Source organism: Acinetobacter sp. YH16044 (assembly GCF_013417145.1).
Taxonomy (GTDB): domain Bacteria; phylum Pseudomonadota; class Gammaproteobacteria; order Pseudomonadales; family Moraxellaceae; genus Acinetobacter; species Acinetobacter amyesii.
Genome location: NZ_VPEK01000036.1, coordinates 1 through 23063, shown reverse-complemented (window position 1 = coordinate 23063; position 23063 = coordinate 1). Strand labels below are relative to the sequence as shown.

Here is a 23063-nt window from a genome sequence, read left to right as displayed (position 1 = left end):
TCAATTACGCAGAATAATTCGGTACTATTGAACATTAGGACTAGAGTTGTGAGTTTTGTGTGGTAACTCAACTGATGGCTCTAGTCTTCTTATTTTCAAGTTTATTTCTTATCCGCGATTCGGGTTAAATAAGATAAAAGCCCTCAATCGATAAAGATCAAGGGCATGTATGGATTGAGAGCACGAATTGAAAGATTGTCGGAAAGTTAGATGTCAAAACCTGAACATACTTCCAATCCCGCTCTCGTTAAATTGATATTGAAATTTCTAAGGCAATTTAAATTAAACAATTCTCTGTAACGGCATTAGAAGTTGTACATCGCGACCGCATTAATTCGGTTATCTTCCCCCTTAGTACTGCCATTTGGTGCGGCGCCAAAAGCTTCACGTTCACCATAGACATATTCCAGACCTAAACTAATCGGCTTAACAGGGCTGTAAAATACATTTGCCCATGCTTGCCACAAGTTTTTATTGGCCTTGGTTTTGTCGACTAATGAGTTGACATAATCAGCATTATTATCTGCTTTCATATAACCATAGCCCAATGTTCCGCGCCATTGTGCTGAAATTTGTTGAGTTAAACCTACTGTAATCGAGTCAAATTCATTGGTGGCGATGATGTCTTTATCCGCATTAGTGACAAAACCTTGGTTGGTCCATGACACAAAACTACTGTCGCCTTTGACATGGTAATAATCCGCTTTGAGCACTGTTTTATCCGTCAAATCTAGTTTTGCGCCCAGACCAAGCCCCCATGCGGTTTCTGTATCCGTATCCGTTTTCTTTTCAGCACCCATCGCACGTGCGCTCAACGTCAGCGTATCTATCATTTTATAATTTAAACGCGCAGTTAATGCAGGCAAACGCATATTTGAGCTGTCATCTTTAGAATCTTCAGCTGCGAGCACGAGATTTGTCTCAGGACTAAATTTGTGACTATAGCGAATTTGCGGTGTACGTTTAACAGCACCACCGACATAGCCCAATGCATCAATGGTTTCAGGCATATAATCAGGTACAGCAAAGTTAGACCATGTTTGCCCCACCAACCAATTGCCATAGGTTAAATAGGCATGACGAATACGTAGTCCATCATTTGCACCCAAAAAGTCGACTTCAATTTTACCGCCTACATCTCCCACTTGAGTCGGCGTTTTAAAGTCTAGGCCTAAACGTGTGGCAGCAAGTGTTGCTTTTAAACGATCTGAACTTTCAGCATTCCCTTCTAGCGGAACACTATTCATTTGGTTATACAGGCGAGATAAGCTGCCGCCTTCTGTCTGATAAGATGCATCTGCTCGCACATTGCCATACAAGCTAAACTCAGCGCCCGATTTGGTATTTAAACTCAGGCTCGGTGTTTGAGTCGGTTTTTGATTCTGCGCAGCAACTACAGATCCTTGTTTTACGTCTTTGATTTCACTCGACAAAGTGTTTTGCTGCTGAACATATTGCTGCATCATGGCTTTTAATGCTTTGACTTCACCACGCAACTGTTCAACTTCAGCTTCGCTGACTGCCGCATGTGTCCACATGGGGAACGCGACTGCACAAGCTAGTATCATCGGTTTAATTTTAAAGGTTTTTTTGACTAAATTTAGCTTTTGAGTTTTCATCCTGACCTCGATTTGGGCAATGCCCTTTCCTTATTTTTTGTCACAATTTCCCACTAGCCCTCATGCTGTGCATCAGGGCCTGGAAACTTAAAATTTTGGGGTAATGTTAAATCTTTAAATATCGGCTTAATTCGCTGGATTTTTGATAGCTTGCGTATTGAGTTTTGGCGATTGACCTTGAGTAGATGCCTCTACAGACGCTTGCAAATTCACCATAAAGATCGCCAATGCAGCAATAACACCGGGAATGGCTATCACCAAGAAGTTCATTTGATGCGGCAAATTCATGGTTAACAGTGCCCCTGTAAGCACAGGTCCAACGATTGCACCAATTCGTCCAATACCCGATGCCCAGCCCATACCTGTAGAACGTACCGTGGTTGGGTAGTATTGTGCGACAAAGGTATAAAGTAGGATTTGCGAACCGATGGTAGCTGCACCTGCTACAGCAATTAAGGTATACAGAACCATTTGCGGACTGTTAAAGCCCAGTAAGATTAAAGCCAATGCGCCACACATGAACATGATGCTCAGTACTTTTTTGATATGGAATCGGTCTGCCAAAGCACCACCACCAATAGCACCTACCATTCCACCTATATTCAGTGCAAAGAGGAAAATCATACTTGCACCAAGCGAATAGCCGGCTTGAATCATCAATTTTGGTAACCAGCTTCCAAGTGCATAAACCATCAATAAGCACATGAAAAATGCAATCCAGAACATAAACGTACTGAAACTACGGCCTTGTTGAAATAATGCTTTTAACGGTGCTTTGTCTTCTTCAGAAACTTCATTGAGTACAAATTGAGTATCCGTTGTGAGGACTTGTTCAGGAGCAATTTTAGAGACAATTGTTCGAGTCGTATCTGTTTGATGCTTTGAGGTTAAATACATCAATGATTCAGGGAGGAATTTCCAAATTAAAGGCAGTGCAAGACATGGAATAATTGCAATATAAAACATGATTTTCCAGCCATATACAGGCACTAACCAAGCACCCAATAATGCTGAAGCCATACCACCAATGGCATAACCACTAAACATTAGTGCAACCAAGGTGCTTCGTATACGTTTTGGCGCGTATTCTGTCATTAATGCGACCACGTTCGGCATAACGCCACCGATGCCTAGACCGGCAAGAAAACGTAAAATACCAAACTCAACTGGAGTACTTGCAAAAGCGCCACAGAAGGTAAAACCACTAAAAATACCGACACAGATCATAATGGTTTTTTTACGACCAATTTTATCGGACAGTGTGCCAAAACACATGGCACCGAACATCATGCCAAATAAAGCCGTACTTGCCAGTAAGCCGGCTTGTACCGCAGATAATGACCATTCTTGCATCAACAACGGTAAGGCAACGCCATAGATCACCAAGTCATAACCGTCAAAAATAATAATCAAAAGACACCAAATCAAAACACCCCAATGAAATGGCGTAAATTTGGCTTCATCAACCAAGGTATTAATATTAATTTTCTGGTTTTGCATAGCCCACCTCCTAATTGTGAAGCTTGTAAAATTCGCTTTTCACAATGAATAAGTCGGTGCTTAATGTCCAAAACCGATTAGGCATGTTTGTATACCTAAAAAGTAGAATATAAATTAATCCCTTGATTCCTCTTTATTTAAATAGATCATTTCATAACTGCTGTTCATCTGAACGTCTATCAACACATTACTTAAAACACAGCACGATCATATGGAATCGCTTCTAAATCATAAACTTGATAAACACTATCAAATAAACCACGAATATCTTCGCTTTCATCCATATTACGTACAGCCATAAATACAGGGCTGATCGCGGCTTCGTCTAAGATCGGAACAAAGGTTAAATGTGTTAATTGCACACTTTGGGCACTCATTGGGGTGATACAAACCCCTTCATTGGCTGCAACAAAGCCCAGTGCCAGTTGTAATTCACGTACTTCACGTACTTTTTTAGGTTCCAAACCATACTCTGAAAATATGCCACGCACTTGGGTCGAAAAGTTTGGTTTGTTGTGATTTGGGTAAAAAATCAATTGTTGATCGATCAGATCTGCAAGATAGACTCCTTCCTTTTTTTGTGCCAAAGGATGACTAGCGTGTAAGGCAACTACTAAGCGTTCTTCACGCAGTAAAACCCGTTTAATTGCAGGGTCTGAAATACGTAAACGCCCAAAGCCGACATCTATACGGCCTTCTTTTAATGCTTTGATTTGTTCAGTGGTGGCCATTTCCTCCATTTCTATTTTTAAATGTGGATGTTGTTGTTTGAATAAATACAAAATATTCGAGAGTAAACCAAACAATAAAGAGCTCACAAAACCGATTGTCACTGTTCTTTCTGTCAAACCGATTCGTTTCGTCATCGATTTAATTTCTTCTGCATTAGACAAAAGTTTTAAAGCATGATGATAAAAAAATTGGCCTGCTTCTGTGGTCTTAAGCGGACGGCTACCGCGTTCAAATAACTGAATTCCAAGCTCATGTTCCAAATTTTGAATCTGCCGACTCAAAGGTGGTTGAGCTATATATAGTTTTTCTGCCGCTTTGGTAAAACTCTGCTCTTCAACCACCGCGACAAAGTATCTTAAGTGTCTTAGTTCCATAGCTTTCGATACCTATTAAGTATAATAAAATGCAAATTTGATCTTCGACGTGAAGATTTTATTCTTTTAAGGTATATCACATAGACAGGATTAAGCAACTTTAATCCCATCCAACAGATCAAAAACATCGTGTAGCCCATTCCCTGAAAGAAACTTCAGCCGCTACACGAAACAACTTAAAAAGTATTGTTAGACAACCAAACAAGGAACGTGGCAGCCAAAGACCTCTTTTATCGAGTGATAGCCACCCATACTTAAATGCATACTTAAGGAGATATAGTATGAACCGTCAAGAGATTGATGTTCTGGTTAAACAAATGAACGTAGATACAGCGACAGGGCCTGTTGACCAACGTGTACAACAAGTTGTGGTACGTTTATTGGGTGATTTATTCCAAGCGATTGAAGATCTAGATATTACTCAAACTGAACTATGGAAAGGTCTAGAGTATTTTACAGATGCGGGTCAAGCGAACGAATTAGGTCTTTTAGCCGCTGGTTTAGGTTTAGAGCACTATCTAGATTTACGTGCCGATGAAGCTGATGCGAAAGCAGGTATTACAGGTGGTACACCACGTACCATTGAAGGCCCTTTATATGTGGCTGGCGCACCTGAATCAGTGGGCTTTGCTCGTATGGATGATGGTACGGAAACCGATAAAATTCCAACTCTGTTTATTGAAGGTACAGTAACAGATACCGAAGGCAACATCATTGAAGGCGCTAAAGTTGAAATTTGGCATGCCAACAGCCTAGGTAACTATTCTTTCTTTGATAAGTCTCAATCTGACTTCAACCTTCGCCGTACCATTCTTTCTGACCAAGACGGTAAATATGTTGCACAAACTACGATGCCAGTTGGTTATGGCTGTCCTCCAGAAGGCACAACCCAATTTGTTTTAGACAAATTAGGCCGTCATGGTAACCGTCCATCACATGTTCATTATTTTATCTCTGCACCGGGTTACCGCAAGTTAACCACTCAATTCAACATCGAAGGTGATAAATACCTTTGGGACGACTTTGCCTTTGCAACTCGTGATGGTCTGGTGGCAACTGCTGTTGATATCACAGACGAAGCTGAAATTGCACGTCGTGGTCTAAACCAGCCGTTTAAACACATTAGCTTTAATGTTGAGTTAGTTAAAGAACAAGCTGCAGCACCAAATACTGAAGTTGATCGTCGACGCGCTAGCGCTTAATTACTCACTCAAAGGAAGCCGAGCTGTCTCATCCAAGTTTGACAACTCGGCGACTATCCCCTCATTGGACAGTCGGAGAATGGACATGCCACGTATTCCTGTAATTAACACCAGCCATCTAGATCGTATTGATGAACTTCTTGTCGATAATTTTGACACTGGTGAATTTAAACTGCACCGCTCAGTATTTACCGATCAAGCGTTGTTTGATCTTGAAATGAAATACATTTTTGAAGGTAACTGGGTGTATTTGGCACATGAAAGCCAAATTCCAAATAACAATGATTATTACACAACTCATATTGGTCGCCAGCCGATCATCATTGCACGTAACCGTAATGGTGAACTAAATGCCATGATCAATGCCTGTTCACACCGTGGCGCACAGTTATGTCGTTATAAAAAAGGCAACAAAGCGACCTATACCTGTCCATTCCATGGTTGGACCTTTAATAACTCAGGTAAATTGCTCAAAGTTAAAGACCCTGCCGAAGCCGGTTATTCAGATTGTTTTAACCAAGATGGTTCACATGACTTGAAAAAAGTCGCACGCTTTGAAAGTTATAAAGGCTTTCTATTTGGTAGCTTAAATCCTGATGTGCCAAGTCTTGAAGAATTCTTGGGTGAAACCACCAAAATTATCGACATGATTGAAGGTCAGTCTGAAAACGGTTTGGAAGTTTTACGTGGTTCATCTACCTATACCTATGAAGGTAACTGGAAACTGACAGCTGAAAATGGCGCAGATGGTTATCACGTTTCAGCCGTACATTGGAACTATGCAGCGACCACACAGCACCGTAAAGAAGCACAAGCAGCAGATAATATTCGTGCCATGAGTGCGGGTTCTTGGGGCAAGCAAGGTGGTGGCTCTTATGGTTTTGACAGTGGTCACATGTTGTTGTGGACCCAATGGGCAAACCCAGAAGACCGTCCAAACTTTAGCAAAGCCGATGAATATACCGAAAAATTCGGCGCACCGATGTCGAAATGGATGATTGAGCGTTCACGTAACCTATGTCTTTATCCAAACGTCTATTTGATGGATCAATTCGGTTCACAAATTCGCGTTTTACGCCCGATTTCTGTCAATAAAACTGAAGTCACGATTTACTGTATCGCCCCTGTCGGTGAAGAGCCAGAAGCACGTACACGTCGTATTCGTCAATATGAAGACTTCTTTAATGCTTCAGGCATGGCAACACCTGATGATTTAGAAGAATTCCGTGCCTGCCAAGCAGGTTATGCAGGAATTGAGCTGGAATGGAACGACATGTGCCGTGGTTCAAAACACTGGATTCATGGACCGGATGATGCAGCCAATGAAATTGGATTAAAACCACTATTAAGTGGCATCAAAACCGAAGATGAAGGTCTTTACCTTGCTCAGCATCAATATTGGTTAAAAACCATGAAACATGCCATCGCTGAAGAAAAAGAACTAGCTGAACAAGTCGCAAATGAACAAGGAGATGTCGCATGAATGCAACTGCATATTTAGACAGCGTAAGCATTGAAGCTGTATCTCAGTTCCTCTACCGCGAAGCGCGTTTTTTAGATGATGAACAGTGGGATGAATGGCTAGCGTGCTATGCCCCATCTGCATCATTTTGGATGCCGGCTTGGGATGACGATGACCGCCTAACGGAAGATCCGCAGTCTGAGATTTCTTTGATTTATTATCCAGACCGCCAAGGTTTAGAAGACCGTGTCTTCCGCATTAAAACTGAGCGTTCATCTGCCACGATGCCGGATACACGAACTAGCCATAACATTAATAATGTCGAAATTATTGAACGTGATGGCAACAAAGTAACGGTGCGTTTTAACTGGAACACCTTAAGTTTCCGCTACAAAACCAACTATAGCTACTTTGGCATGTCACGTTATGAAATTGATTTTTCAGGTGAGCAGCCAAAAATCCTCAGCAAATATGTTGTTCTGAAAAACGATTATATCAACCAAGTTATTGATATTTATCACCTCTAAAAGCTTATTTCACTAAGCAAGTTTTTACTTTCAGCCAGAAGGATATTTGGCTGAAAGGACACGTTATACCAGATTTTCAAAAGGATATTCAGCCATGTCAAACCATAATGTTGCACTTCAATTTGAAGATGGCGTTACTCGTTTTATTAGTGTTGCTCAAGGTGAAACCCTATCCGACGCAGCCTATCGTCAAAAAATCAATATCCCTCTAGATTGCCGTGATGGCGCATGTGGGACATGCCGTGCATTTTGTGAGTCGGGAACTTACGACATGCCTGAAGAATCTTATATCGAAGACGCTTTAACCCCCGAAGAAGCTGAGCAAGGTTATATTTTAGCTTGCCAATGTCGTCCAAGTTCAGATGCTGTTTTCCAAATCAGTGCATCATCTGACGTGTGTAAAACTGAAATTCATGAGTTTCAAGGCACATTGTCTCGTGTTGAAAATATGTCGGATTCTACGATTACCTTTGATATTCAACTGGATGAAGATCAACCTGACATTAACTTCTTGGCAGGTCAATACGTCAATGTCGGCATTCCGGGGACTGAAGAAACTCGTTCGTATTCGTTTAGTTCAAAGCCGGGCAATCGTTTAACAGGCTTCGTGGTTCGTAATGTCCCTGAAGGAAAAATGAGTACCTTCCTGAGTGCCGATGCGAAAGCCGGCGACAAAATGACCTTCAAAGGTCCTTTTGGTAGTTTTTATCTGCGTAATGTCGTCCGCCCTGTGGTCATGCTTGCAGGTGGTACAGGTATTGCGCCGTTTATGTCCATGTTACAAGTGCTTGAAGAAAAAGGTTCTGAACAACCTGTTCGTCTTGTATTTGGCGTAACCAATGACTTTGACATCGTGGCAAAAGACAAGCTCGATGAATTACAAAGCGAACTCCCTTGGTTCGAATACCGTACTGTGGTCGCTCACCCTGAGTCACAGCATGAACGTAAAGGCTATGTGACCAGTCATGTTGAAAAAGATTGGTTAAACAACGGCGATGTAGATATTTATCTCTGTGGTCCTGTGCCGATGGTTGAAGCTGTACGTGGCTGGTTAGATACAGAAGGCGTTAAACCTGCAAACTTCTTGTTTGAAAAATTCTCAGCGAATTAAGGGAGAATAGTTTAATGTCAGAACAAGCCAGATTTAACAATAAAGTTGTCATCGTAACCGGTGCCGCTCAAGGTATCGGTCGTGGAGTCGCCCTTCAAGTGGCCCGAGAAGGTGCTCAAGTGGTATTGGCAGATCTCTCAGATTTTGTTGAAGATACGCTGAACGATATTCAAGCCCACAATGGCGATGCCATTATTGTTAAAGCCAATCTTGAAACATATGCAGGCGCTCAATCAGTTGCTACCCAAGCCATTGAAAAATATGGCCGAATTGATATCTTGATCAATAACGTCGGAGGTGCGATTTGGATGAAGCCCTTCCAAGAGTTTTCAGAAGAAGAAATCATTAAGGAAGTTAATCGTTCATTATTTCCAACTATGTGGTGCTGCCGAGCCGTGTTACCTGAAATGATTCAAAATCAGCAAGGGACGATTGTAAATGTATCTTCTATTGCAACCCGTGGTATTAACCGTGTGCCATATTCAGCGTCAAAAGGTGGGGTTAATGGCTTAACCGCTGCTCTCGCTTTTGAACATGCCAAAGATGGAATTAGAGTCAATGCCGTAGCCACAGGTGGTACAGAAGCACCTCCACGGAAAGTACCTAGAAACGCCAACCCATTGTCAGATCATGAAAAACAATGGATGCAAGACGTGGTCGATCAAACCATTGACCGTACATTCTTAGGACGCTATGGCACAATTCAGGAACAAGTCAATGCCATCTTATTTTTGGCATCCGAGGATTCATCTTATATGACTGGAACGGTCGTCCCTGTTGGTGGTGGAGATCAAGGTTAATCTCTAAAAATCATTGGTTAAATTCAACAGGCTCATTGACATAGTCGCATGGAGGCAAAAGCGATGGCACCCCTGTTAAAAACATTAAAAGAAGATTGGTCGATCTCAGCGACGGTTGCAGGATTTTTAGCCGTGCTGATTTCATATTCAGGCCCACTGATTATTTTTTTCCAAGCCGCACAAAAAGCTCAAGTTTCCCCAGCCATGATGATTTCATGGATTTGGGGGATTTCTATTGGTGCTGCGCTGGCGGGTATTTATCTCTCTATTAAATATAAAACCCCGGTGATTACCGCGTGGTCAGCGCCCGGTACAGCCCTTTTAGTCACCCTATTTCCGAATATTTCACTGAATGAAGCCATAGCAGCTTATATCACGTCCGCTATTGTTATTTTCTTGATTGGCATCACTGGCTATTTTGACAAACTCTTAAAATGGATTCCTCAAGATGTCGCTGCGGGAATGATGGCAGGTATTTTATTTCAGTTTGGACTTGGACTGTTCACTGCGACAGATAGTATGCCGATCATTGTCTTTGGCATGTTATTGGTCTTTCTCATATCGAAAAGACTTTCGCCACGCTACGCGATGATTTGGGTCTTACTGACTGGTGTTGTCCTGAGTTTTACATTAGGGAAAATCAATCCTGTTGATGTGAATTTTCAACTCGCTATACCGCAGTTTATTGCTCCAGTTTGGACTTGGAACTCGACTTTAAATTTGGCGATTCCCTTAATTTTAGTCAGTCTGAGTGGTCAATTCCTTCCGGGGATGGCGATCATGAAACTAAGTGGATATGACACGCCAGCTAAGCCCATTATCACTGCGACCAGTATTGCCTCGCTCGCTGTAGCATGTGTCGGAGGCATTACCATTGTTTTAGCGTCTATTACCGCAGCCATGTGTATGGGCAAAGATGCACATGAACTAAAAGAAAAACGTTATATAGCTGGTATTGCCAATGGTATTTTTTATATTTTAGGCGGCTTATTTGCAGGCAGTATTGTCATGTTATTTAGCCTATTACCTAAAGAGTTGGTCGCTGCACTTGCAGGTTTAGCGTTATTAGGTGCGATTGGAACAAACATGTCCGTTGCGATGAAAAATGAGGCCAACCGTGATGCGGCGCTAATCACTTTTTTAGCGACAGCCTCAGGTATGCATTTTTTAGGGCTAAGCTCAGTATTTTGGGGGATTTGTATCGGTGTTGCGGCACATGTCATTTTGACCAAACGAGTAGCCACACAAGCACCAACGAGTAGCCACACAAGCACCGATGACAACGACTCAAGATTCTAAAAGTTCATAATGTCCAAACGCATTGCCAATACAAAGAAGATGGAACACTACATCTTCTTTGTTTAATCGAAAACTCAATTTTTTGATTTTCTTGTCATTTAAACTTAAAAATTCAATATTCGAAATTAAGAGCTCTATAGGATAAAAAAGGGATCATGTTGCATCATCCCTTTTTTACTTATCTTTGAATTATTTACGTTTTTTCTTACCACTAAGTAGATCTATGGCTTGGGCATAACGTGTAGGTGCAATTCGCTGAATTAAATCAATAATTTTGGCATCATTACCAATTAAAACTCGACGTTTATTCTGCTTTACCGCATCTAAAATGACTTTTGCTGCGACTTCAGGCGGTGTTTTTAGCACTTTATTAAATGCTTTGGTTGCCCTATCTGGGTTCATCCCTAACGCACGAATACTGTCACTCATACGCGCGCTATTTGCAATATTGGTTCGAATCCCACCCGGATGCACGCAAGTTGCGCTGACTCCAGCATTTTCCAAGTCTAATTCTTGGCGTAAAGATTCAGTAAAACCTCGTACCGCAAACTTCGTTGCATTATAGGCACTTTGAGTCGGTTGAGCCGTCAAACCAAATAAGCTGGAAATATTAACTATATGTCCATCGCCACTTTGTTTTAAATACGGTAAAAATGCTTTTGTCCCATATACCACGCCCCAGAAATTAATATTCATAATCCACTCAATTTCATCATAATGCATACCTTCTACAGTACTGGCTAACGCGACACCTGCATTATTAAAGATCAAATTGATCTGGCCAAATTCAGCTTGGGTTGCAGCCGCCCATTGCTCGACAGCGGCACGATCAGATACATCTAACTGGGTCTGAATTATTTTCACACCGGTGTGCTTAATCATTTCAGCCGTTTGTGCAAGACCGTCAAGGTTGCGATCACTTAATGCTAGATGCGCACCTGATTGAGCCAGTTGAATGGCTAACTGCTGCCCAATACCTGAACCTGCTCCAGTAATGGCTGCGACTTTGTTGTTAAAATTTTTCATCGTGATTCCTATACACACTTAATCTCGTTCAGTGAACAAGCTGCATTTTCATATTATTCATAACACAAGCTTAACGAGAACTGATCTATGAATGAAATGATTTTATTTAATTGTAAAATATGAATGCTATACATAGCTCTTTAGCGTTATTGCTTCAAATCAAATTAATGTAATTCAACATGATTAGAGCAAAAATTGAAAACTTAAATGAGCCTTTTAGCTCCGGCTTTTTTTGGGATTGTAGCTCTAAATTTTTCAGCTCAAACAGCGTTTGATATTTATAAAAGTGATACAAATCCCAAATGTTATAAACAAAGCTCAACATTTATTCTATTTTTCTACACGATCCAGATTCTACATATTCAAAATCAGTATATAAAATCCACAATATATACTTATTTTTTTGTGAATATAGCCCTTGAAGACAACAAGGCTGATGCTTTGTAATTTTCCAAGTCTTGTGTATCCACCCTTTGGAAGATCAGGGATGCACATCTCTTACTATGTTCAATAGAGGTTCTAAAATGATAAAAACAACTCTTAGCCTAATCGGTTTGTCACTGGTGTCTAGCTTAGCTTTGGCTGCTGATCCATTGCATGGTACTAAATGGAAAACCATCGATGACCAAACCAAAAAACCTTTATCTGTAGTTCAATTTAATGAAACATCAAAGGGCGTTTTATCTGCAAAAATCGTTGATGTACTCACCCCGGGTGAAGCAGAAAACTGCCAAAAATGTGTAGGTAAATTCCACAATAAACCACTACTCGGTGTGCAAATCGTGAATGGTTTGAAAAATACCGGTAAAAATACCTATGACGGCGGTAAAATTACTGACCCGAAAAATGGTAAAACCTATAGTTTCAATGCCAAAATGTCGAATGACGGCAAGACCTTGAATGGTCGTGGCTATATTGGTGTATCTGCGCTTGGACGCAGCCAAACATGGATACGTGTAAACTAATCCTTTATGTACAAAGTCAAAAGCGGCTCGATTGAGTCGCTTTTTTTGTATGAAAACCAAGAATGAAATTATTCGAAAATAAAAATTAAACGGTATAACGTTTGCTTAGCCCCCATTCGGCTAATATTCGACGATAGGTTGTCGATGAGCGATCTGCTTCGAAATGCGCCTCCATACTGATATCCAGTGGCAATTCCTCAGGTTTTTGACTTTCCACCATGTCCTGATCTTCAGCAAAAATTTGTGCATTAAAATCATAGACCGCTTGTAAATCGCCTGTGGTATCAAAATTACGAGTTAAAGGCACAAATAAACGGGTTTTATTATGCGATACAGGACAACAGGCATTTAATATTTTTAACACCCCATTTTCAGGAAAATCGATGGTTAAAATTGCTGAAAATGGTGGATAGACATCAAATGTTCTTTTCCATAAAAAATCTTCTGGCGCTAAATGTTGTAAGCCATGCGGATAATTACTCACATCACTAAGATATTCTGTATGTAGTCCATAGTCCGTGCGTACTGTGGAATATTTTTGTACTTTAGGATTTTCACGGTCTGCAAAGCTCTCATGATGCACCCATGCGAAATGTGCAACATCAATAAAGCCTTCGAGTTGACGTCCACTTGAACCTCCAATATCAACATGAGGTGGCAATATAGATTGGTGCTGCTCGGTATCCCACGTGTCTAAATCGGGAAAATTGGCCGTAGATTCATCGCGGTTAAATAAACTGGTCCACACTAATCCATATTTCAATACAACTGGAAATTTAGTTAATGAAAAACGCTCTGAAATTTGAGTCAGCTCTGGCTGTGCGGGAATTTTTACACACTTTCCTGCGCCGTTATAATGTAGACCATGATATGGACAAATAATGTTTTCACCCTTGACCCAGCCTTTGGTTAATGGCACCCCACGATGTGGACAGATGTCACGAACCAAATGAATTTTTCCACTTTCAGTTTGATATAACGCCATTTTTACATCGAGTAATTGCACTTGTTGCGGTTCAATCGAAACATCTTCTACACGTGCAACGGGATACCAATGCTGCGCCAAAATATTCCAGTCGTTAGCATCAAATGTACTGCACTGAGGTTGGGTAAATAAATTGAGTACAGGAATGGCATTCATAGTTCATCTCGACAATTTCAATATTTCTTCAGCATTTAGCGCTATTTAAATTTTGCTAAATCCTTATTTTCTAAGTCGAAATTAAAATCCAAATACATTTCTGTCTATTAGAATGATTTGCATAGATTGTTCTGTTTTTTAGAACATTAAACATTCATCATTGCTTGATTTGATAAAGCTGGCATGAATATCGCTTAAAATGCATAACATTATGATTCGCTAATCACGCGATAGAGATTGAAGCCTGTATGTCGATTACTTTTTCTAGATTTTCTGAATATTTTATGGCGGTTGCACGGACTGGGAGTCTGCGCAAAGCTGCTGAACAACTTTTTATTTCAGTCTCGGCAGTACATCGACAAATCGTTTTGGCAGAGGAAGAACTCGGGGTTGCCCTATTTGAACGACTACCTCAGGGCTTAAAACTGACGCTTGCAGGTGAATTACTGTATGCCGATTTATTAAAATGGCAAAAAGAGTATCAACTGACGCGAACTCGATTTGATGAAATCCAAGGCTTAAACCGTGGAAACATTGAAATGGGCTTTATTGCGGCTTTGAATGACAGTTTTGTCGTCGACTGCATTCAAAAGATGGCTGAAACCTATCCGTGGATCAACCTCAACATCAGCATGAATAGCAGTGAAGACATTTCTAGAAAAATCGTCGATGCAGAATTAGATTTTGGCATTATTTTAAATCCCAAAAGCCATAGCCAATTAGAAATTTTATCCTTTATAGAAATTCCGTTGGGCTTTGTGATGTCGCCGCATCATACCTTGGGTGGAATGGATAAAATTTATCTTTCAGATACGTTAAATGAACGACATATTTTACCGAGTGATCCACTCATTATTAGTGAATATGTACAGACTTTATATAAACATCATAAGTTTAGTCCGATTCAAAAGATCGAATGTAATGACATTAGAATGATATTGTCATTGGTTCAGCAACAATTAGGCATCAGTTTGATGTCATATATGGATGCTTTGCCACTGCTTGAGAATAATAAGATTATTTTTAAACCGATCCGTGAAAAAGGTTTACACAGTTTAACCATCGCTTTATGTGTCGCATCGAAGCGCCAAACCTCCCGAATTTCTCAGATCATGATTAATCTTTTGGTGGAAAAAATGGAAGAAATTAAGATCAATTTAAAATCTTTGAACCCCTAAAACCATTATTTAGGCTTTTTTTGTCACTTATTTTTTTGTAAAAAAAAGCCAGTGCGAATAACCCGTACTGGCTGCTGAAAGCTAAAGTTTTATCTGTTTATTTTTTAATCCAATGGATTACCTACAATATTACTAATAATGCCTTTCATAATATGATTGCCTTGTTCTTTACGCAGTTCTGCATACCATTCACGCGTCACACTTTCATCTTTCATATGGGTCACATCACAACGCTTACGCGCTCGCAGTACCAATTCATTGGCACGTTCATTACGTTTATTTTGATAACGACGCAATGAATCTTGTAAGCCTAAAGTATTGATTTGCAGAGAACGGGCTAAATAAATTGCATCTTCCATTGCTTGGCAGCCACCTTGTCCAATATCCGGCGTTGTACTGTGTGCTGCATCACCCACGATCACCACACGACCTTTGTAGAAATCTGCAAAAGGTTCAATATCATGAATTTCTACCCGATTGGTTTTTTGGGCATCTACAGCATCAATCAGCTTTTGCACCGGTTCACACCAACCTTTAAAGTATTCTTTAAATAAAGCCTTATATTGTGTGCGGTCATTTTCTAAGCCTGCTGCTAAAGGGACATCAAAGAAGAAATAGAATCGGTTGTCGGCAACGGGCATCAGCGAAACACGTTTACCTTCTCCTACAAATGTCGTCCATTGATCTGCCGCAGCAAATTCTTCTGAAATGTCGACTAACCCGTTCCAATTGACATAACCTGCATAGCGGCGCTCAACTTGTTCCCCCAATACATACGCCCGTGTCAATGAATGTGTACCATCGGCGCCAACCAATAAATCAGCCTGAACCTCACTTCCATCGGCAAAACATGTGATCACTTGATCATCTTGTTCTGAGAAGCTCACCATTTTTTTTCCTAGATGAATATTTTCGCGGCCAAACTCATTCATAAGCATATTTTGTAAGTCTGCACGTGAAACTGGATAAGGTCGCTGACCAACTTCTTCGATTAAAGGAAACAGACTAAACTGCGTCATAACATCACCAGTTAAGCCATCGATATAGGCTAAGTGATCCATCTTGCCACCGAGCTTTTCGACTTGTTCGGTTAGCCCCAAATAGTTCAAACATTTGACACCGTTAGACCATAAAGAAATAGCGGCTCCAACAGGTAAAATTTGTTCTGCCTGTTCATAGATGGTTACTTGGTGTCCAAATTTTTTCAAAGCGATCCCTGTCGTTAGGCCCGCCATACCTGCACCAATAATTGTAATGTCCATCTATAACTCCCCTGTGTTTTTTTAAATATCTTTCTCCTAAAAAGCGAAAAGCATGCCATTTTTTCAAACAAACAATAAAAAAATCTAAAGTTGGCACACGCTGTGCTTCTAAACACGTGTAAATGCTAGTTTTTATCAAATGTTAAATTTTTAACACTAAAAACAAAATGCATATGTTTTAAATGAAAATAGTGAATGGATTTTATATATGGCGACTTTACTCGCACCAAGTTTTGATATTCCTGCACAATTACAGACACTTACAAATTTAGCAGATGACCGTATTGGTGCAAAAATACTTGAATGTTCAGATGATTTTTTTGCAGAAGCAAAACGCATGCTTCAATTTAATGCACCTATCTTCGTCGAAGATAAATTTGATGATCATGGCAAATGGATGGATGGTTGGGAAACGCGTCGTAAACGCCATGCTGGTTATGATTGGGCAATTATCCAACTCGGTGTTGCTGGTCGAATTCAAGCCTTAGATATTGATACAACATTCTTTACTGGGAATTACCCAGCTTCCGCATCAGTTGAGGCCTGTTTTGCACCAAGTGGAGAGCTAGCACAGGCAGCATGGGTCAATATCTTAGACAATACCGTATTGGGCCCGAGCCAGCACCATATATTGAACGTCTCAAATGATCAGGTGTTTACCCATGTGCGTTTAAATATATACCCAGACGGCGGTATTGCGCGATTTAAAGTCTATGGTGAAGTTCAGGTTCAAATTCAAGACAGTACGAGCACATTAGACCTCGTTGCGCTAGAAAATGGTGGACGTGTTATTGCTTATAGTGATGCTCATTTTGGGCATCCACGAAACTTAATTAACCCTGGCCGCGGCATCAATATGGGAGATGGTTGGGAAACTAAACGTCGCCGTGCACCAGGTTTTGACTGGTGTATTTTGGCTTTGGGGCAATCTGGTGCAATAGAGAAAATTGATATTGATACTGCCCATTTTAAAGGCAACTTCCCTGCGCAGGTTTCCATACAAGCGATCTATGTAGAAGATGCCACTGACCCTCAACTGATTCCGCAAAGTATGTTCTGGCCGTTTTTACTCGATGCACAAGACATGCAGATGGATCATATTCATTGCTTTGTCAGTGAGATTTTAAAGCATGAAAAAATATCGCATATCCGCATCAATATGATTCCTGACGGGGGGATTAGTCGCATACGGTTATGGGGAAAAATACATCCTTAATTGCAATATTGATAAAATAGGAAGCCTTCGTGCTTCCTATGTGTATGGTTTCAATTTTTTTAATTAAATGCCTTACTAAGATATCTAAACATGACACATAGCATAAAAATACAAGCTCTAAGTATTGAAGGCTTTGCGCCTTTTGGAGAGGTCATTTGCACGACTGGACATGATTTTTTCCACATCAATGACACACATACAGAGCGATATCATGCCCTCGTGGAAACAGAAATTTCAGGTGATGCGGTTGCTGGAATTAGCATCTTTAGAAATATCAAAACCACTGAATTGCCTTTTACGATTTCGATGTTGGAGCGTCATCCCAACGGCTCACAAGCGTTTATTCCAATGCAAGCGCAGGCTTTTTTAGTGGTAGTTGCACCTGCGTTGGATGATCACAGCCCTGATCTTACACAGCTATGTGCTTTCATCACTGATGGGAGCCAAGGAGTCAACTATCGTGCAGGAACATGGCATCATCCTCTCCTGACACTCGAAGCACCCAGTAGCTTTGCCGTCATCGATCGTATTGGCATTGGACATAATTGTGATGTGTTCCAGTTCCAAACGCCTATTCACATTTCAAATTAATGTATTTTTAGCTTAAACACTTACAGTTAAATAGACTAAAAATCACTTAACCAATTGTTAATACATAATTAATTTCATCTTTTGATATTATTTAATTTAAACATAACGCATTAAAAAAGCCCTCAATTCAAAGGGCTTTATTTATTCTATACAAACTATATTCTATGAATCATCGTGTGGTTCAAGACCCAAGATTGCCAATGATTAATGTTGTACATCTATCGCCATGCTTGGTTTTTTAACCTGATCTTTGCTCATAGTCACTTCTTTATTTTTAAATAAATTCAAATGATTGAACACAATATTTAAAATAATCGCCATCAAACAAGTTGAACTAATGCCTGAATGAAAGAGTGTTTGCACCCATTTCGGGAAGTTTGCGTAGAAAGAATGATCGATAATTGGAATCATCCCTGCTGCAATCGCAGTCGCAACAATGATGAGGTTCTTTTGCTCGTTATAGTCAATTTTCGCCAAGGTACGAATACCACTTGCCGCAACCGTTCCAAACAAAACTAAACCAGCACCACCTAATACAGGGACAGGAATCGCTGCAATCAGTCGCCCCATAATTGGCAGAACGCCTAATACGACTAAAATCATTCCACCCGCTGCGACAACAAAGCGACTTTTCACGCCAGTAATCGCTACTAAACCGACATTTTGTGCAAAAGCACTTTGCATGAATGAGCCGAAGATTGGCGCTGCTGCACTAGATAACATATCTGCACGTAAGCCATTGGTAATACGCTCAGCATCCACTTTAGTACCAACAATCTCCCCAACGGCAATAATATCTGCTGTCGTTTCAGTCATAATCACTAAAGTCACGATCAACATAGCAATAATGGCACTTAACTCAAAAGTTGGCATACCGAAAGCAAAGAAGCTTGGAAATTGAATCCAGTTACCATTTGCAACTTTAGAAAAATCGCCAAAACCAAAGGCATAAGCCAGCACCGTACCGAAGACAATGGCCAACAAAATTGATAAACGTCGGATAGTTGCATTACGGGTTAAGTTCAGCGCAATCACGATACCCAAAGTTAAAAATGCCAAGCTGATGTTCTCAGCACTTCCCCAGTCTGGTGCTTTATTATTGCCCCCCATCATCCAGCGTACCGCTACAGGCAGCAATGAAAGACCAATCACGGTGATCACACAGCCTGTCACAATCGGTGGGAAAAAACGAATAATTTTTGAAAAATAAGGTGCTAGGAAAAAGCCAATTAGGGATGCAACAATCACCGCGCCATAAACAGCAGAAAGCCCACCGCCTGCGGTTACTATGGCAATCATCGTCGCCACACATGCAAATGAAACACCTTGTACTAAGGGTAATTTTGCACCGATATATTTCACACCTACGGTTTGTAGTATGGTCGCCAAGCCACCGACAAAAAGCGCCGCCGCAATCAATAAACCGATTTGCGCAGGTTCAAGTCCCGCGGCTGTACCAATAATCAATGGCGGAGCGATAATACCGCCATACATGGTTAATACATGCTGTAAACCATAGGCAAGGCTTTTCCCTGCGCCTAAATATTCATGTTCTGGTGAATCTGTTTTATCTTGTTCTGTCATTTTTATATCCCCTATTTTTTAACTTTGCTCTTAGCTGCCACGATACGTTGAATATGCAAATGGGCTGATGAGTAAAGGAATATGAAAATGCTGCGAGGCATCTTTTACATAAAAATGAATCACAGCTTTCGGAAAAAAGGTTTCGGTATTTAAAGTCTGAAAATATTCAGCAGTCGCAAATTCAAGGCTATAAGCACCTGCTGTAAAGTCCTTCAGCGCAAAATCATTGACGCGACCATCTGCATTGGTTTGGGCTGAACCTAGTAACTTACCTTCCGCATTAAATAATTGAATGCTGACATTCGCTGCAGGTTTACCCAGATTGGTATCTAAAATATGTGAGCTAATCATGCGCTAAGCTCCTGTTTTAATCTTAATAAGGCAATTTCAGCCAATTGATGATGAACAATTCGTTTTTCAGTTTCAGGATCATTCAATAATCGATATTGCAGTGCCTGTAGTACATCTTCACTACTAAGGCCAGAGGCTTTGATTAAAAAGAGATAACCATACTTTTTCTCATACGCGATATTGCCTTTGAGCAATGCAAATTGAGTTTCTTCATCTGCTGAAATTTTAGACTGTTCTCGATTTGAAAATTGTTGTTCAAAACTACTTAATTCAGCCTGCGCCTTTTTTTCACCAATCCGTGGATGGTTATCTAGAGCATTTTTGATTTCATCCCAAGTCCAAGCATTTGCAGCTTTTACTGCTTGCTCTGTGATTTGCGTGATAGAGGTATAAGGACGCTGCGCTACAATGTGTTCTGCCCAGCCTTCAATTTGCACACAGTGCTTTAAAAAAGTTTTTACATCTGCTTCGGATGCTTGATTAAATTCAACAAGTTGCACTATAAAATCGCCTAAAATTATTGAATGATTGTTCAAATTTAGTTTTGCAATATCAGTGCCAACCTAGGTCTATGATGTCAGTTACCTAAGTTCAGGCCTAAAAAAAGAGGAGCTAAGCTCCTCTTTATCCGAATATTTTTTTATTAGACTGCATGATGTGTATACCAATGTTCCGCGATATCACCACGACGACAGATCCAGACTTTTTCATGTGATTGCACATAATCTAAGAATCGTTGTAGTGCTTTAAAACGGCCTGGTCGCCCTAAAATACGACAATGCATCCCAATCGATAACATTTTTGGCGCGCTTTCACCTTCTGCATATAGCACATCAAAAGCATCTTTAAGATATTGATAAAATTGTTCACCACTGTTGAAACCACCAGGCGAACAAAACTTCATATCATTGCTTTCGAGTGTATAAGGAATAATTAAATGTGGACGGGTTTGACCATTTTCATTTGTCAAACGACTCCAAAAAGGTAAATCATCACCATAGTGATCACAGTCATATTTAATTTGCGGAAATTCAGCCAATAGCTGACGTGTGTTGGGACTGTCACGCCCTGTGTACCAACCAATAGGCGTCTTTCCAAATAATGCTTCAAGCACACTAATTGCCTGATCCATGTGCTGACGTTCCAACTCTATCGGCATATCCTGATAATGTAACCAGCGTTGACCATGTGAAACGACATCATAATTGGTTTGTTTGATCGCATCGACAATATAAGGATTGCGTGCTAAAGCCATACCAACGCCAAAGACCGTCATGGGTAAATCACGTTTTTTAAATTCTTCATGAATCCGCCAAAAACCGGCTCTGGAGCCATATTCATACATCGAATCCATCGACATATGTTTGGCAGGAAAACTGGCCGCTCCAATAATATCGGATAAGAATTGTTCTGATCCTGCATCCCCATGTTCGATGTGGTTTTCTCCACCTTCTTCATAGTTCAACACGAACTGCACTGCGATACGTGCCTGATTAGGCCATACGACTTGAGGTACATCGCTATGATATCCAATTAGGTCTCTGGAATAATCCTGTTGTTGGATCTGGTCAATTAAGTCTTGTCCACGTAAGTAGCCTGTAGTCACTTCAACTTCCTAATTTGTTATATCAAACAGTAAAAAAATTAGGTAGAAGCAAGCAAATTATGCGCCAATGTCATAGATGGCTAAATAGCTTTTCATATCAGAGACCATTACCTTTTTTTAAAATATTGAATGGTTGCCCTGAATCATCTGCAATGATTGAAATTTGCCAAATTTCATCTATTTCTGGAAAATTCTGATGCAGTTGATCAATGAAATAGTAATAACCCGGTGTATTTTCGGCAATATAAATGATTGTATTTGAACACAATATATAGAGCTGAATCTCATCAATGGTTCCAAGATCTTGGCGTACGACATCTATACTTTGAATATCTTTCCATAATATAGTTTTAGTGCTTATTTCAGGCCCAGTTATAGTGTATGTGAAACCATCATTAAAATATTCAAAATCACCTTTATCCTGTCTTAGAATTTCAAATTCGTTTGTTTTATTTTTTATATCTTGTTTTAAATCAATTGAATCTACAAACCAAATATGAGGATGACAAATTATTGCATTCCAAATAATAAAAATACAAAGTGTAAAAAACCATATATTAGCTGTAATTACTATCGTAAGCACTGCCAATATAAATAAGATAAAACCCAAATTTAGGTTTAAAAATAATATAGTTGAAGTTCTTATTGGTAGTTGTACTTTCATTGGCAACTGCTTGAATAAAATATTACCATCATTCAATTTTTCGTTATATTTAAAGTAAAAACAAATTGCCAGTATTAAGAATGACATTAAACTAATGAATGTAAAATGTTTTTCCCATATTTGCCAATTAGATAAAAAATATATAAAAATGACCATAAATATTGAAATTGAACAATACATCGTAAGTAAGGAATTTAAAAAAATATGCATTCTCATTGTTTGTTTAATCTAGTAATTTTTTAATGGTATAACTATACTTAATTATTGATAAATTTAAAGCGTCATGATCAAATATTCTTTGTAAAATCAACACACCTAACTCTGAAAATTAATTTATATTCATAAGTCACTTTTACTCAGTTCCAAATAAAAGATTCAAACAATAAGATTGGCTAGCAATTGATTAATCCATGCTTTGGAGAAAACAAAAGATTTTGATTAGGCCCACCTCATATCCAAGTAAGTTACTTAATTTTTAGTGACTTATGGTGGTCTGCCTTAAGAATCTTTATGCAATAGAGCCATAAACGAGCAAAACTCTACAAAATATTAAAAAAAATATTTACTTATAATTTTTAAATTTTACTCTTCACTCAACAATGCAATATATTGAAAATAAATAAATTACAAAAATATAGATAAACCTAATATAATATTCATAAACTTCAGTTTCTTTTTTTATCTTTCCGATCAACAAATAACTCCCATTATAAATTAGATCAACAAGGCTTTGTTGCACAAACCTATCTGTAAAGGCTTTTTCAGCGATATAATTTTCAAATGAAGAAGCCTACACACAAAATCTATCGCACAACCAATTGGCCCGCATATAACCGAGCACTCATGAGTCGCG

21 protein-coding genes are annotated in these 23063 nt (G+C 39.7%); 10 read left to right on the top strand and 11 right to left on the bottom strand.

The features are described 5' to 3' along the window. Positions 1-305: 305 nt before the first annotated feature. The 3 genes from FTV38_RS14575 to FTV38_RS14565 form a co-directional block, all read right to left on the bottom strand. Positions 306-1568: a DcaP family trimeric outer membrane transporter gene (locus FTV38_RS14575; protein ID WP_257228800.1), complete on the bottom strand. Its 1263-nt coding sequence runs from the start codon at positions 1566-1568 to the stop codon at positions 306-308. Between the two features lie 177 nt (positions 1569-1745). After that, positions 1746-3119: an MFS transporter gene (locus FTV38_RS14570; RefSeq protein WP_180004495.1), complete on the bottom strand. Its 1374-nt coding sequence runs from the start codon at positions 3117-3119 to the stop codon at positions 1746-1748. Between the two features lie 191 nt (positions 3120-3310). Next, positions 3311-4225: a LysR family transcriptional regulator gene (locus FTV38_RS14565; protein ID WP_180022865.1), complete on the bottom strand. Its 915-nt coding sequence runs from the start codon at positions 4223-4225 to the stop codon at positions 3311-3313. 281 nt (positions 4226-4506) lie between these two features. Here FTV38_RS14565 and catA point away from each other — a divergent pair, with 281 nt between their 5' ends. The 6 genes from catA (at position 4507) to benE (ending at position 10626) form a co-directional block, all read left to right on the top strand. Next, positions 4507-5427, top strand: a complete 921-nt coding sequence (catA, locus tag FTV38_RS14560) for a catechol 1,2-dioxygenase (protein WP_078193335.1) — start codon at positions 4507-4509, stop codon at positions 5425-5427. An 85-nt stretch (positions 5428-5512) separates the two neighbouring features. Continuing rightward, entirely contained in the window at positions 5513-6910 is a 1398-nt protein-coding gene (gene benA / locus FTV38_RS14555; RefSeq protein WP_078190863.1) for a benzoate 1,2-dioxygenase large subunit, read from the top strand. Further along, a complete protein-coding gene (gene benB, locus FTV38_RS14550) occupies positions 6907-7416 on the top strand; it encodes a benzoate 1,2-dioxygenase small subunit (protein ID WP_180022864.1) in 510 nt (169 codons plus the stop codon). Before benA ends, benB begins: the two co-directional genes overlap by 4 nt. Positions 7417-7510: 94 nt before the next feature. After that, the gene (gene benC, locus FTV38_RS14545) at positions 7511-8527 is read left to right on the top strand and encodes a benzoate 1,2-dioxygenase electron transfer component BenC (RefSeq protein WP_180022863.1); all 1017 of its coding nucleotides are present in this window, start codon (positions 7511-7513) and stop codon (positions 8525-8527) included. 14 nt (positions 8528-8541) lie between these two features. Then, positions 8542-9327, top strand: a complete 786-nt coding sequence (gene benD, locus FTV38_RS14540) for a benzoate diol dehydrogenase BenD (RefSeq protein ID WP_180022862.1) — start codon at positions 8542-8544, stop codon at positions 9325-9327. 63 nt (positions 9328-9390) lie between these two features. Continuing rightward, positions 9391-10626, top strand: coding sequence for a benzoate/H(+) symporter BenE (gene benE, locus FTV38_RS14535; RefSeq protein ID WP_180022861.1), 1236 nt, complete (start codon positions 9391-9393; stop codon positions 10624-10626). A 189-nt stretch (positions 10627-10815) separates the two neighbouring features. Here the strand turns inward: benE and FTV38_RS14530 are convergent, their stop codons facing one another. Further along, positions 10816-11652 carry an SDR family oxidoreductase gene (locus tag FTV38_RS14530; protein ID WP_180022860.1) on the bottom strand — a complete coding sequence of 279 codons (837 nt, stop codon included), beginning with the start codon at positions 11650-11652 and terminating at the stop codon, positions 10816-10818. Positions 11653-12176: 524 nt separating this feature from the next. On the opposite strand from FTV38_RS14530, the gene FTV38_RS14525 reads away from it, so the two are divergent. Further along, the gene (locus FTV38_RS14525; protein ID WP_168379617.1) at positions 12177-12617 is read left to right on the top strand and encodes a DUF2147 domain-containing protein; all 441 of its coding nucleotides are present in this window, start codon (positions 12177-12179) and stop codon (positions 12615-12617) included. Positions 12618-12702: 85 nt separating this feature from the next. Here FTV38_RS14525 and FTV38_RS14520 read toward each other — a convergent pair whose 3' ends face one another. Continuing rightward, the gene (locus tag FTV38_RS14520) at positions 12703-13758 is read right to left on the bottom strand and encodes an aromatic ring-hydroxylating dioxygenase subunit alpha (RefSeq protein WP_180022859.1); all 1056 of its coding nucleotides are present in this window, start codon (positions 13756-13758) and stop codon (positions 12703-12705) included. 248 nt (positions 13759-14006) lie between these two features. Between FTV38_RS14520 and FTV38_RS14515 the strand changes: the two genes are divergently transcribed. After that, positions 14007-14936, top strand: a complete 930-nt coding sequence (locus tag FTV38_RS14515) for a LysR family transcriptional regulator (RefSeq protein WP_078190745.1) — start codon at positions 14007-14009, stop codon at positions 14934-14936. Between the two features lie 104 nt (positions 14937-15040). Here the strand turns inward: FTV38_RS14515 and hpxO are convergent, their stop codons facing one another. Beyond that, positions 15041-16198 (bottom strand): FAD-dependent urate hydroxylase HpxO, encoded by a 1158-nt coding sequence (hpxO, locus tag FTV38_RS14510; RefSeq protein ID WP_180022858.1) that lies wholly within the window; start codon positions 16196-16198, stop codon positions 15041-15043. Positions 16199-16406: 208 nt separating this feature from the next. Between hpxO and alc the strand changes: the two genes are divergently transcribed. Both alc and FTV38_RS14500 read left to right on the top strand, forming a co-directional pair. Further along, positions 16407-17414, top strand: coding sequence for an allantoicase (gene alc, locus FTV38_RS14505; protein WP_180022857.1), 1008 nt, complete (start codon positions 16407-16409; stop codon positions 17412-17414). Between the two features lie 90 nt (positions 17415-17504). Continuing rightward, on the top strand, positions 17505-18005 hold the full coding sequence (locus FTV38_RS14500; protein WP_180022856.1) for an ureidoglycolate lyase: 501 nt from the start codon (positions 17505-17507) through the stop codon (positions 18003-18005). A 204-nt stretch (positions 18006-18209) separates the two neighbouring features. Here FTV38_RS14500 and FTV38_RS14495 read toward each other — a convergent pair whose 3' ends face one another. The 5 genes from FTV38_RS14495 to FTV38_RS14475 all read right to left on the bottom strand — a co-directional run bounded on the left by FTV38_RS14495 (position 18210) and on the right by FTV38_RS14475 (position 22210). Then, complete coding sequence (locus tag FTV38_RS14495) at positions 18210-19589, bottom strand: nucleobase:cation symporter-2 family protein (RefSeq protein ID WP_180022855.1); 1380 nt, start codon at positions 19587-19589, stop codon at positions 18210-18212. Between the two features lie 30 nt (positions 19590-19619). Further along, entirely contained in the window at positions 19620-19940 is a 321-nt protein-coding gene (uraH, locus tag FTV38_RS14490; protein WP_111886083.1) for a hydroxyisourate hydrolase, read from the bottom strand. Further along, positions 19937-20440, bottom strand: coding sequence for a 2-oxo-4-hydroxy-4-carboxy-5-ureidoimidazoline decarboxylase (uraD, locus tag FTV38_RS14485; RefSeq protein WP_180022854.1), 504 nt, complete (start codon positions 20438-20440; stop codon positions 19937-19939). The genes uraH and uraD overlap by 4 nt, the downstream gene beginning before the upstream one ends. Positions 20441-20583: 143 nt before the next feature. Then, entirely contained in the window at positions 20584-21546 is a 963-nt protein-coding gene (gene puuE / locus FTV38_RS14480) for an allantoinase PuuE (RefSeq protein WP_180022853.1), read from the bottom strand. A gap of 97 nt (positions 21547-21643) precedes the next feature. Then, positions 21644-22210 carry a hypothetical protein gene (locus tag FTV38_RS14475; protein WP_180022852.1) on the bottom strand — a complete coding sequence of 189 codons (567 nt, stop codon included), beginning with the start codon at positions 22208-22210 and terminating at the stop codon, positions 21644-21646. Positions 22211-23063: the final 853 nt, after the last annotated feature.